Source organism: Pseudomonas sp. NPDC087626, assembly GCF_044743405.1.
In the GTDB taxonomy this organism is placed as follows: Bacteria; Pseudomonadota; Gammaproteobacteria; order Pseudomonadales; family Pseudomonadaceae; genus Aquipseudomonas.
Genome location: NZ_JBIUWJ010000031.1, coordinates 39,997 through 51,889, shown reverse-complemented (window position 1 = coordinate 51,889; position 11,893 = coordinate 39,997). Strand labels below are relative to the sequence as shown.

Genomic DNA, 11,893 nt, shown 5'->3' with positions numbered 1-11,893 from the left:
GGACAATTCACTCACTGTAATTCAGACCACGCAGGATGAACGAAGAAAGGCGCTGGGGAATCACCCCCAGCAACCAGGTGCCGAGGTTCAGCGGAAACGGGAAGCTGATGCGCCCCTGGTTGGCGGCCAGGCCGCGCTTGATGCGTCGCGCGGCTTTTTCGGCGGTCCACAGGAACGGCTTGGGGCCGGGCATCTCGAAGCACATTTTCGATTCGACATAACCCGGCAGGATCACGTTGATCTTCACCCCTTCCGGCGCCAGCCAATCGCGGATCGCCTCGCCGTAGACCCGAATCGCCGCCTTGCTGGCACTGTAGGTCGGAGTGACCGGCAAGCCGCGCCAGCCGGCCAGTGAGCTGAACAGGGCGATCTGCCCATTGCCGCGCGCACGCATGGCCGGCAACGCTGCTTCCACGGTGGCCAGGGCGGCCATTACGTTGACTTCCAACAGGGCACGGCTGTCGTCCCAGCACTCGGCCTCGCCGTTGCTGCCAACGGCAGTGTTGAGGCCAGCACCGACCAGCACCAGGTCTGGCTGCTCGGCCTCGTTGACCCGCCGGACCATGGCACGCAAGGCGTCCAGATCCCGTACGTCGAGGGCTTCGAGCAACACTCGGGCACCGAGGGCGCGGCATTCGCTGGCCATCTCCTCAAGGCGGTCCATGCGCCGGCCTTGCAGGATCAAAGTCACGCCCGGCGCGGCGTAGGCAGGCGCCAGGGCGCCGCCGATGCCGCCCGTGGCGCCGGTGATGAGGATGCAGCGGGGTGCAGACGGGTGCGTCATAGGAAGTTTTCGATTCTCGAAGTTTTAGCCAGCAACACGTCCAGGCAGTTGTTCACCGCCATGTCGATCCCGCAGCCGGTGTAGAAGCCGCCATTGATCTGGGTGGTGTGGATCACGCTATTGCGAAAATCCCGGAACAGCGCCATGTCCGGCGCTTCGCGATGGCGCCAGAAGTCGTCGAGGCTGCCCTGTTGGGTCAGCCCCGGCATGGCGTAGATCGGGTTGGCGAGGGTGTAGGTCGGGCGTTTGTGCAGCAGTGCCGAGGCACCTGCGGTGCTGTTGACCGTGATCATCCCGGCGATGTGCGACAGCAGCGTCGGCATGTGCCCGCTCTGCAGGAAGTCGACCCGGTCGGCCACGCCATACTGCTTGGCCAGCGCCTGGGTAATGCGGTGATAGTTCACCAGTCCCGGGGTCAGCGGATGGTTTTTCACCAGCAAGCGGGCCTCGCCTGGGGCAAAGGCGGCGAACGAAGCAATGACATGGTCGATGACTTCGAACATGTTGGCGAACGCCGAGTGATCCTTGATTTGCGCATCACTGTCCAGTTGCAGCGGCAGCAAAAAGGTCGGGTGGCGTTCACGCGCCACTTCGGTCACCAGCGCGTCGTCACGTCGGCCGGCGAACAGCAGGCGCACGCCCTGGCGAATGAAACCGGCGTACTCCTTGGCGGCATTGAAGGGCGCGTGGGTGCGGTAATGCGGGAAGCACAGTTTGTTCAGTGCGCCGCCACAGTGGTAGGCCACATCGTGTGCGGCGCGGGAGACGAACGACAATTTGAACGGGCTGCCATTGTCATAGCGCGGTACGTGCTTGCCGACTTCACGGTACCAATCCGGGTCCCGGGGCAGCAGGGAGTTGTTGTTGACTCCATCGCGCTCAAGGGTGATCCAGTAGGGGCGGAAGTAACCTTCTTCGAACACGTGCACACGAATGCCCAGGCGCCGGGCCAGGGCGATGGCCGGGCGATGTACCGGGCGGCAGTCGCCAAACAGCACCAGGTCGGTGATGTCCAGATCGCGAAACCGTTGGCTATAGAACGCCTCGAGCTCTTCTGGGCGCGCCGAAAACCCATGGCGCGAGCCGGCGCTATACAGCACATCACCGACGTTGAAATTGATGCTGTGCACCCGCTGGTCGATCGCCCGCAGGGCCTTCGCCAGTCGAGCGAAGAACGGCGAGCTGACGCCCTGCAGGAACAAGAAGCTGTTGTGTGGCTGAGGCGGAAGAGGGCGATCGGGCGCCCGCGCCTTCAGCTTCTCAGGCGACTGATGCCCAATAAACTGCTCAAGCGCTGTTTCAATTCCTGCCATCTGGATGGTGCTCCTGGCTGCGGTAAAGCATGCCAATTCTGTAATTCGTAAAGAGTCTGTTCTGCAGTGGTAAAGCGGTTGGTGATGCGGCTTACATAGGTGGGGTAGAGCAGCAAGGTGCCGGCCACCAGTTCGTCGAGGTCCAGCCGGCGCATGCGCCTGGCCTGTACTTCGGGTTGCAGGTCTTGATCTTGGGTCAGCCCCCAGCCGGCATAGAACGGCTGGCCGTAGGTGGTTACCGGTACGCCGCGCAGCAGGGCTTCGAAGCCCGATTGCGAGGTCAGGACGTGAACTTCGTCGACCAACTCCAGCAATTGTTGCAACGGTGTATCGCCGATCACTTCGTCGCACCAGTTAACGGTCTGCGCCTCGTCGTCGCCTCGGGCGCGGGTGCCAGCCAGTACTTCGGGGTGCGGCTTGTAGAGCACCCAGGCACCGGGGTTCTGCTCGCGTACTGCCTGCAATAATTGCAGGTTGCTGCGGATGCGGTTTGCCCCAAAACGGATAGACGCATCGCCTTCCACCTGGCCGGTTACGAGGATCACTCGTTGTGCCGCGGTGGGGCGTTGCCAGGCATTGCCGGGCAAGTTGTATTTGGTCAGCCCGGCGTGGCAGATGGCTTCGCGCAGAATCCGCGCCCGAGTCATCAGGGTTCTATCAAAGCTTTCATCGAGCAAGATACGTTCCAGGCGCGAGGTGCGCGTGGCGTCGTAATAGATGCCCAAGTCATCGACGACCCAGGAAAGCGGTCGGGCCTTGCCGGCGCCGAGGCCCACGGAGCGCAAGAATCCATCCTCGACCCGAATCACCGGCCGGGGGTGTGTGGTGAGGTCGGTGTCATGCTTGCAACCCCAGGAAACCACAACCAAATGCGGGGTCGGGATCCTCTTGGGCTTTACGAAACGGATGGCCGAGCCGTTAAAAAACAACTTCACCAGCGGTTCCTTCCAGCGACTGAACCCGAGCATCTGAATGGACTCCGGCAGCGCACTGCGATGGCGACGTTGCAGCCCGAGCCAATTCATCAGCACTTCTGGTGTACACGGCTGACCGGTTTCGGGGCTGACATAGCGCGGATAACGCACCAGACTGGCGTGTATCAACTGCGCAAGGTTGGCGGGTTGGCGCCGTGACGGTGCAGGCAGACGATCCTCGGTCAGCCCCCAGCCGGCGTAGAACGGCATGCCCCAGGTGTGCACGGGGACATTCCACAGCAGGGCATCGAAGCCCAATTGCGACGTCATCACGTACACCGCGCGCATGCGTGGCAGCAGTTCGGCGGGGTGGACATTCTGTGCCAACACCTGCACTCGCGGGTGGTTGGCCAGGGCTGCGAGGTCGAAATGCCCGCGCTTGCGCCCGGCGATCACATCCGGGTGGACCTTGAGCACAATGGTGCTGGCGGGGTAGCGCGCCAGGGCGGCTTCGAGCATGGCGCTGAAATCGGCCGCAGTGGCCCCTTGCAGGGACGCATCGGCGAAAGTCTGGTCGGCCACCAGTACGCAGTCCGCGGGCAGTTCGGGGTTGGTGATACGCGCGTCGTTGTATTTTGACACTCGCTGCTGCTGCCACAGTTGTTGCAGCGCGAGGGCTCGCTCGGCCTGGGCGCCACTCAGTGGTTCGGCGATAAGCTCCTCGAGTCGTGAAGGGGCGCTGGCATCGTAGTAGACGCCCATGTCGTCGACAACCAGGGAGAGTGGTGGCTCATCGGCACCCAGGCCCACCGAACGAATGAAGCCATCTTCCAACGTCAGGATCGGCAAGTTCGCTTGTGCGGCGTGGGAAATAGCCTTCAACGCACTGGGTTTACGGCCCCAGGCCATGACACAGTCGACCTGGTTAATGTCGCCCACGCTCCCGTTATGCAGCGCGTAATCGGGCAGCAACGAGGGCAGCGTGACGATGCGTTGGGCACCCTTGGAGAGGACCAACAAACGCGGGCGAGGAGAAACGTCATCCATAAACGTGAAGCGCAGATCCATTCGAGTGTGTGCTGTGGAGGTGTTAACGCTGGAGGTTTCCACCGTTAACAAATATCGCGAGGATGTTAATACAATTTAATAATTGGAGAACGGTCTTTCGGACGAATACGTAGTAAAGATCAACAAAATCCTTGATGACAGTGTGCCATCATTTTCGCCGAGGCGTTAGAGCAAGCTCAGCAAGTAATCATATTTTTGGCGTAGCAATGGCATGCGCTCCTTTTCCTGGTATTCGGCGATAGTCTCCGGGCGCAGGCAATGGAAGAGCGCATTAAGCAGGAACATGTAGTGCAGATTACGCAGCGCATCGTCGGCATCGAACTCTGCCGGTAATGCTTTGCGATAAGTCTCGATGAACTGCTTTTGTGCGGTAAGAAACAATGTCATGTCCTTACGCCGGAACAAGCTCCCCAGGTAGGCTCCGCCATCGAAGCCCACGCGCCCGACCTTGACCTCGCTCCAGTCGATCAATTGCAGTTTTGCGCCATCGACGAACAGGTTTTTGCGCAGATAGTCCATGTGGCTGATGCAGCGTGGGCTACGACGTGCGGCTCGGCCAAGGCGGGCCAGCACGGGCTCGAAAGCCTTGAATGAATCGGCCAGGCCGGCGAAGCGCTCATCGCTCTGGGCCAGGCGTTCGAGCTCGGGCAGGCAGCGGGCGAAGTTGAAGCGCGGGCGCAGCAGGAACCACGGGCGGTAAAAGTCCATGCTCCAGTACAGGGGCGCCTGGTGCACTGGACGAGAATCGAGAAAGCGGTGACTGAGGCTTTCCAGCTCAGCGATGCCCAGCGCCAGTTGGGGGGCGATCGCGTGCATGCGTGGCGGTTTACCAATGACGAAGTCGGTGAAGATCAAGCTTTCCCAGGGGGTTTCGATTACCCCCAGGCAGGCCGGGTACTGAAAATGCTCGCTGCCCTCGAGCATTTCCCCGGTGCGATAGAAGCGCGCTTCCTGACTGCCAATAAAAGCCACTTTGCGAATGGACTTTTCCACCAGGTCCAAGGTCTGACCATTGCTTGGATCCACCAGACGATGATGACGCACGTAATTGACGAACGAGGCGTTGGAGTCCAGGTCCTGACTGCTGATGGAAAGTGGCTCATTGCCCCAATGGGGCAGCAAGGCGCGTAAGTGTTGTTCCAGGGTGCCTTGTTGCCAGCGGTAGAGGGTTCTGCGGCCTTGCAGGGGGTGTAGATCCAGATTCATGACTTCAACTTAGGCAAGTGCCGTATGTCCGATTTGTAGCGGTTTTGGTAACAATATGCTGCGTGATACAGATCACTGATTCAACGAAAAGTTTACTAAAAGCGCCGCCACCGTGGCTCGACACGGCATTAAACCGGTTAAACTCCACTGCGTGCAGGATTGGGACTTTGCTAAATGTTGCAAAGACCTTAAAATTCGCCGCTTAACACTACGTTGTTTTCAGGGACGAAAGTCAAACATGAATCACCTCGCTATCGCTAAAGAAGCCCTTATCGCCCAGGCGCAGGCCGTCACTCAGATGGCCGCTCGCCTGGATGGTGAGTTCCAGAATGCCGTCGAGCTGATCTTCGGTTGCAAAGGTCGTGCTGTGGTCTGTGGCATGGGCAAGTCCGGCCTGATCGGGCAAAAAATGGTTGCCACCTTTGCTTCCACCGGCACCCCGAGCTTCTTCCTGCATCCAGCCGAAGCCTTCCACGGCGACCTGGGCATGCTCAAGCCGATCGACGTGCTGATCCTGATCAGCTACAGCGGCGAAACCGAAGAAGTGATCAAGCTGATCCCTAGCCTGAAATCCTTCGGCAATAAAATCATCGCGATGACCGGCAACGGTAAATCGACCCTCGCCAAGCACGCCGATATCTGGCTGGATATCTCCGTCGAGCGCGAAGTGTGCCCGAACAACCTGGCGCCGACCACTTCGACCCTGGCAACCATGGCCATGGGCGATGCCCTGGCAGTGGCCTTGATCGAGGCCCTGCAATTCAAGCCAATGGACTTCGCACGCTACCACCCGGGCGGCAGCCTGGGCCGTAAACTGCTGACCCGCGTCAGCGACGTGATGCACACACCGGCACCGATCGTGACGCCGGCCACCAGTTTCCACGACTGCCTGATGGTCATGACCCAGAGCCGCATGGGCCTGACGGTAGTGATGGAAGACGGTGTCCTGGTCGGCATCGTTACCGACGGTGACTTGCGTCGTGCGCTGCTGGAAGACGAAGGGGTAATCCACACCACCGTCGCTCACTTCATGACCCCCAAACCGCACACCATCAAGGATGATTCGCAGTTGGCCGAGGCCGAAGCCTACATGCTTGATAACAAGATCCGTGCCCTGGCTGTGACCAACCACGAAAACGCGGTGGTTGGCGTGGTCGAGATCTTCGACTGATCGTATTGCAGGCAAAGTTCGGGGTCGAGACGGCCCTGAGCTGCCTTGCTCGGTAGCAAAAAAAACGGTAGGAGCTAGTGGCTCCTACCGTTTTTTTTTGTTTCAGTCAGCAAGGGCGACCAACAGATCGCCCGCGCCAGCTAGTCCATCCACTATTGCGCCATCTTCGCCATCACCTGCGCATAACCTGCCGCAGTGCCGAGTACGGCCTCCTTGCCCTGGGCAAACAGAATGGCGTCCGCAACTTCACGGAACGCGCCAGTACCGCCTGCTGCGTTCAGCGTATGGGTGGCCGCGGCTTTCACGTATACGGGTGCATCCGCCACCGCAAAGGACAGGGCGCAGGCCGCAAAGGCCGGCAGGTCGATGCAGTCGTCGCCGATGCACGCGGTGTGCGCGGCGCTGACGCCAGCTTCGGCCATCAGTTGATTGCAGGCGGCCTGCTTGTCCTTGACGCCGAACTGGCAGAGGGTGATGCCCAGGTCAGCCACGCGCTTGCGCAGCGTCGCCGAGTCGCGGCCGGAGAGCACCGCCACACGCACACCGTTCTCTTCCAGCAGGCGCATGCCCATGCCATCACGCACATGGAAGCGCTTCAGGCATTCGCCGGTGGCGTCGTAGTAGATGCCGCCATCGGTCAGCACGCCATCGACATCGGTGATCACCAGGCGCACGTCGTTCAGGGTCGGCTGTGGCGCAGGCGCCTGGCCGCTCATGATTGCCCGCACTTGCTCCAGGCACTCCGGTGTATCGACCCCCGGACCGGTCGGTTCAACCAGATACGCACGAATGCAGTAACCAGCCGCCATCAGTCGCAGTTGTTCGAGTTTCTCGGCGTGCTCGAGCATCGGTTGTGGCAAGCCGCTGTAGTCGGCCAGCACTTCGCGACGATAGCCATACACACCTACGTGCTTGAGGTAGTGCGCAACTTCGCCATCCCGTGGGTAGGGGATCGGTGAGCGGCTGAAATACAGGGCGTTGCCGTTATTGGCCAGCACCACTTTCACGGTGTTGGGGTTGCCGGCTTCGTGCGCGTCGATCGGGTGGCACAGGGTGCCGACCTTGACTTGCGTATCGGCCAGCATGCCGGCTGCGAGGGCCTTGATGTCTGCCGGACGCACCAGCGGTTCATCACCCTGCAGGTTGATGTAGATGTCCGCCTCGACCTGGGCCATGACTTCTGCCAGGCGGTCGGTGCCGGACGGATGGTCCGGCGAGGTCATTACACATACACCGCCGAAAGCCCGCACCGCTTGCGCGACGCGCTCATCGTCAGTGGCTACTACCACTACCTGGGCATTGCCCACTTGCAGGGCGCGTTCGTAAACGTGCTGCACCATCGGCTTGCCGGCAATGTCGGCCAGCGGTTTGCCCGGCAGACGTGTCGAGCCATAGCGGGCCGGAATGACGATCGCGACCCGTTGTTCTGTACTTGCCATGTTCACAATCCTTGCGTCAAGAACCGCTGTTTCAGGCAATGTTCAGCGGGGCGAACGATTTGATCAGGTCATCCAGAGCCTTGATCTGTGCCAGGAACGGCTCAAGTTGGTCCAGCGGCAGGGCGCTAGGGCCGTCGCACTTGGCTTGGTCAGGATTTGGGTGAGCTTCCAGGAACAGACCGGCCAGGCCAACGCCCATGCCAGCACGAGCCAGTTCGACGACCTGTTCGCGACGACCGCCGGACGCAGCGCCCGATGGATCGCGTTGCTGCAGTGCGTGGGTCACGTCGAAAATGATCGGCAGGTTTTCGCAGGTGCGCTTCATCACGCCAAAACCGAGCATGTCCACCACCAGGTTGTCATAACCCAGGCAGGTGCCGCGGTCGCACAGGATCAACTGGTCGTTACCGGCTTCCTTGAACTTGTGAACGATGTTCTGCATCTGCGAAGGGCTCAGGAACTGCGGCTTCTTGATATTCACCGGCTTGCCGGTCTTGGCCAGGGCCACTACCAGGTCAGTCTGGCGCGCCAGGAATGCAGGCAGTTGCAGCACGTCGGCGACTTCGGCAACCGGAGCGCACTGATAGATCTCGTGGACGTCGGTGATCACCGGTACGCCGAATTCAGCCTTGACCTTTTCGAAAATGCGCAGGCCTTCTTCCATGCCTGGGCCACGATAGGAGTGGATCGAAGAGCGGTTGGCCTTGTCGAAGCTGGCCTTGAATACGTAAGGGATGCCCAGCTTCTCGGTGACGCGCACGTATTCGGCGCAAGCGGTCAGGGCCAGGTCCAGGGATTCAAGGACGTTGATGCCGCCGAACAGGACGAAGGGGGCGTTGTTGGAGCATTCGATGGTTGGGGTGATTTTCAAGATAGCTTGTCCTTTGGAAATTACGTGGGGAGTTACATTGCTCGACGGGCAACGATACATATTTTTACTGAGGCGTGTATTGACAAAGGTGCTAGCGTCAATGGTCGATCTCGATAGGTATGCTTGAGAGGCGCCTTCACATGGGGCGCCAACGCCAATCGAGGTGAAGGGGGGCGGGCTGTCAGCTGGTCTGGCAGCCCGTACTCTTAGCTATTCACAGGGTAGAAGTACTCATCCACGTAGTATTCATTTGCTGCGATATTCTTTGGCTTCTTGGCAGTTTTAGAAGAAACGATTGTTATCGAGAGATCGTCAGCATCACTGGCGAGATGTTGATTGGCCTCATTGGTGAATTCGATTTCCGCAGTGGTCGATTTTTTGAAGTATGCAGAAATTGTTTCTTCGGTAACCATTGGTTTGGTATTGCCGTTGAGCCAGAGATAAGTTTCGGGCTCAAGCATGTTGCGTACTACTATTTTCTTGGCTTTTCCGAGTGCGGTAATATAGTTTTTGTAGTGCTGCATGTAGCGCGAAGCGAGTTGGGCCGGCTTGGGCTCTGCCATATTATTATTTACGATAACTCCATTTTTTAACAGTGCGGACTCGATGACGCCCTTGTTGGCTTCGATGTTGTCTAGACGAATCAGACTGGCGCTGAATAACTGGTGAACCAATGCATCGGTGCGAAGTGAAATGGTATCATTATCGATTTGACCGCTAACAATTTTCTTTACGGCTTTTTCGATGTGCTCTTTATGGAAAGCATCTAGTGTGATGCCTTTCCCTGAGTAAACGCTGTGGCCAAGGGCGATAGTCGGTCGTTGTAGTAGTATCGATTCGAGTCCCACGGTTGAGTTGATAATGATGTTCGCAACTGAGTGTTTGAGCATCGTGTGTAGGTGCAGCGAGTTGTCGAATGTGATGCTTGGGAAGCGTGCTTTCAGTTCCGAGAGAGTGATTTTGTTCTCTGGGTGAGGGCGGCAAACTACCTTTATGCCGGTGCGGCGAGAAGTATGCTTAAGATCCTCTATTACTTCGACCATCTTTTTATAGATGGGGGAGTTAAGGATGATGTTTGAGTCACCTTCAATTTGCATCGGGAAGAAAATATAGCGGCTTGTGGGCGCTAGGCCGATATGCTTAAGAACATCTTCTCGCGATAATGAATTGTCAGCGTCTGCGCCAACAATGGTCTTGCCTTGGGTTGAAAATTGCTCAATATACTTTCTTGCGATAGCGCGCTCATCGTTTGTGATTAGCGGTAAGAAACTCCCGGAAATGTAACTCTTGAAGTTTACCCCTTGCGGGTCAAAAACAAGCGTATCCGGTAGCAGGCCTCGTTCGACATGAAATATTGGCAGGTTAGAGATCTTGGCTGCCACCTTCATTAAAAAGATAAAGTGTGGCCCATTGCCATTCCAGCCCACCATGAAGTCGGGAGCGGTTTTCGCTATTCTGCGCAGAATAGAATCAAGAATTAGAATTGCGTGAGCTGCCACGTCAATCAGCTTCTTACCTTCAAAGTGCTCAGGAAACATTTCTTTGTAAGTGTTAATGTCGTCAGTGATGTTTACACCTTTGAGGGTGATATTGATTTTGCCCTCTGACTGCAGCTGAGCTTCCAGTTCTGCTTTTACGCTTGCTCGTTTTTTCTTATCAAGATCAGGTCTGGTCGCATGAGCCAAGTAGCCTTCGGAGAGAAAGCGATTGGTGCGGGCAGAGTCCATCGTTACGAATTCGGAGTAGATGCCGAGTCTCTTGAAGTTTTCCGCAAGGATCAGCTTGTAAGAAATAAGATAGTCAGCATCCGAGCTATAAATAAGTGCCTTGGTGCGTCGCTGAACCACGGCAGTTGGGGGTAGCATCGTGACCGTGCTTTCGCTCGATACTAGTTCGGGGCGATAAGTAAAGTCATTGTTGATGATGGTGTTGTAACTTTTGGCGGCTGTACTTTTGCTGTACATGCTTCGGGCAAGTAAAAAGGCATTCTTAGATATTTTTGCCCGCAAAGAGTTGTCTTTCAGAAGTTTGAGTACGGCTGCCGCGAATTCGGCGTTGTCGTCTATAATGAGACAATTCAGCCCGTCTGTGCCTTCGATGCCGTCCATCGAGAAGTTGGTGGCAACAAGGGGCATGCCGTGCGAGAAGGCTTCTATGTTTTTGACCTTCATTCCGGCGCCGCTCACGATCGGCGAAATGACGACTTTAGAGGTGGCGTAAGTTTGAGTCAGATTTTCTACACGCCCAAGGTACAGTATGTTGTCATTTTTTAATGCTTTTACAGATGCGATATTGCTCACTTCGCCAGCAATGGCGAGGCGTACATTTGGTAATGCTTTTCTAATCGCCGGAAAGCTATGGCGAATAAAATTTTTGATGCCTTCAGCATTAAATGGCGACGCAGATCCTACAAAGAGAATATCATAAGTCTCTTTGCCGGAAATGTGTTCGTGCTGAAAATCATTAAATGCCGGAAGTGTCAGTATTTTCTGTTGTGGAAGTCTGTCCTTTATTTCCTTTGTTTCATTTGGGTTGATCGAAATGACGTAGTCGTACTTCGATAGGAGGCCGAATTCCTCCGCCTCGAACTTTTTCATGTCGATTTGTTTTTTAAAAGTCCCGCTTTTTATCGCTGCGCTGATGATGTTGGTTTGGATGTCGTGAGTGTCTACAATTTTTGTGCCGCGAAAGCTGCTCGGGATGGCGCGATCTAGCTTGACGTAGTTCACCAGGATATGTGTAGGCTTAATGGTTTTCACCATCTGGTGTACAAGCTTTTTGTAACTGTCCGGGCAGGAGTCTGTATTTGAAACTTGCCCGGTGTCGGTAAGTTTTTTGAGCTTTGCGAGAATAGGGTTTGCCGCTTGCTTGTTGAAGCGTGGGTGCCGCCTTACTTCCACTTCCTCAATCGTTGGGTAGTGGTTCTTTATTTCTGTTTGTACAGTGATTGAACTTCTGTCTTCTTGATTGAAATTCAAGATAGCTAATGAGACTTTGTGACCAGCCTCCAGTAGAACTTTTAGAGTTTGATCAATGCGGCTCTGATTACCCTTGAAAACTGGGTAAGGAATCTCGGGAGTGAGGACGAGTATGTGCTTTTCTTGTTTCATGAGAATAAGGTTGCCGA

The 11,893-nt window shown here is 56.7% G+C and carries 8 protein-coding genes; 1 reads left to right on the top strand and 7 read right to left on the bottom strand.

The window, feature by feature from the left end; genetic code table 11:
* Nucleotides 1-7: 7 nt before the first annotated feature.
* The 4 genes from ACIOVD_RS22260 to ACIOVD_RS22245 all read right to left on the bottom strand — a co-directional run bounded on the left by ACIOVD_RS22260 (nt 8) and on the right by ACIOVD_RS22245 (nt 5,285).
* Complete coding sequence (locus ACIOVD_RS22260; RefSeq protein WP_401130222.1) at nt 8-784, bottom strand: SDR family NAD(P)-dependent oxidoreductase; 777 nt, start codon at nt 782-784, stop codon at nt 8-10.
* Nucleotides 781-2,097 carry a capsular biosynthesis protein gene (locus tag ACIOVD_RS22255; RefSeq protein ID WP_095165282.1) on the bottom strand — a complete coding sequence of 439 codons (1,317 nt, stop codon included), beginning with the start codon at nt 2,095-2,097 and terminating at the stop codon, nt 781-783. The genes ACIOVD_RS22260 and ACIOVD_RS22255 overlap by 4 nt, the downstream gene beginning before the upstream one ends.
* The gene (locus tag ACIOVD_RS22250; protein WP_401130256.1) at nt 2,037-4,058 is read right to left on the bottom strand and encodes a capsular polysaccharide biosynthesis protein; all 2,022 of its coding nucleotides are present in this window, start codon (nt 4,056-4,058) and stop codon (nt 2,037-2,039) included. The genes ACIOVD_RS22255 and ACIOVD_RS22250 overlap by 61 nt, the downstream gene beginning before the upstream one ends.
* Nucleotides 4,059-4,244: 186 nt before the next feature.
* Nucleotides 4,245-5,285 carry a phosphotransferase gene (locus ACIOVD_RS22245; RefSeq protein WP_401130220.1) on the bottom strand — a complete coding sequence of 347 codons (1,041 nt, stop codon included), beginning with the start codon at nt 5,283-5,285 and terminating at the stop codon, nt 4,245-4,247.
* 238 nt (nt 5,286-5,523) lie between these two features.
* Here ACIOVD_RS22245 and ACIOVD_RS22240 point away from each other — a divergent pair, with 238 nt between their 5' ends.
* Nucleotides 5,524-6,456, top strand: a complete 933-nt coding sequence (locus ACIOVD_RS22240; RefSeq protein ID WP_095165279.1) for an SIS domain-containing protein — start codon at nt 5,524-5,526, stop codon at nt 6,454-6,456.
* Nucleotides 6,457-6,608: 152 nt separating this feature from the next.
* On the opposite strand, the gene kdsB is transcribed toward ACIOVD_RS22240, so the two are convergent.
* The 3 genes from kdsB to ACIOVD_RS22225 all read right to left on the bottom strand — a co-directional run bounded on the left by kdsB (nt 6,609) and on the right by ACIOVD_RS22225 (nt 11,876).
* The gene (kdsB, locus tag ACIOVD_RS22235; protein WP_401130217.1) at nt 6,609-7,895 is read right to left on the bottom strand and encodes a 3-deoxy-manno-octulosonate cytidylyltransferase; all 1,287 of its coding nucleotides are present in this window, start codon (nt 7,893-7,895) and stop codon (nt 6,609-6,611) included.
* Between the two features lie 31 nt (nt 7,896-7,926).
* Nucleotides 7,927-8,769: a 3-deoxy-8-phosphooctulonate synthase gene (gene kdsA / locus ACIOVD_RS22230; RefSeq protein WP_401130254.1), complete on the bottom strand. Its 843-nt coding sequence runs from the start codon at nt 8,767-8,769 to the stop codon at nt 7,927-7,929.
* Nucleotides 8,770-8,972: 203 nt separating this feature from the next.
* A complete protein-coding gene (locus tag ACIOVD_RS22225) occupies nt 8,973-11,876 on the bottom strand; it encodes a glycosyltransferase (RefSeq protein ID WP_401130215.1) in 2,904 nt (967 codons plus the stop codon).
* Nucleotides 11,877-11,893 lie beyond the last annotated feature (17 nt).

Excerpts from the sequence above, each read along its gene's own strand:
- ACIOVD_RS22260 (WP_401130222.1), bottom strand. The coding sequence starts at position 784 with ATGACGCACCCGTCTGCACCCCGCTGCATCCTCATCACCGGCGCCACG.
- ACIOVD_RS22255 (WP_095165282.1), bottom strand. The coding sequence starts at position 2,097 with ATGGCAGGAATTGAAACAGCGCTTGAGCAGTTTATTGGGCATCAGTCG.
- ACIOVD_RS22250 (WP_401130256.1), bottom strand. The coding sequence starts at position 4,058 with ATGGATGACGTTTCTCCTCGCCCGCGTTTGTTGGTCCTCTCCAAGGGT.
- ACIOVD_RS22245 (WP_401130220.1), bottom strand. The coding sequence starts at position 5,285 with ATGAATCTGGATCTACACCCCCTGCAAGGCCGCAGAACCCTCTACCGC.
- ACIOVD_RS22240 (WP_095165279.1), top strand. The coding sequence starts at position 5,524 with ATGAATCACCTCGCTATCGCTAAAGAAGCCCTTATCGCCCAGGCGCAG.
- kdsB (WP_401130217.1), bottom strand. The coding sequence starts at position 7,895 with ATGGCAAGTACAGAACAACGGGTCGCGATCGTCATTCCGGCCCGCTAT.
- ACIOVD_RS22225 (WP_401130215.1), bottom strand. The coding sequence starts at position 11,876 with ATGAAACAAGAAAAGCACATACTCGTCCTCACTCCCGAGATTCCTTAC.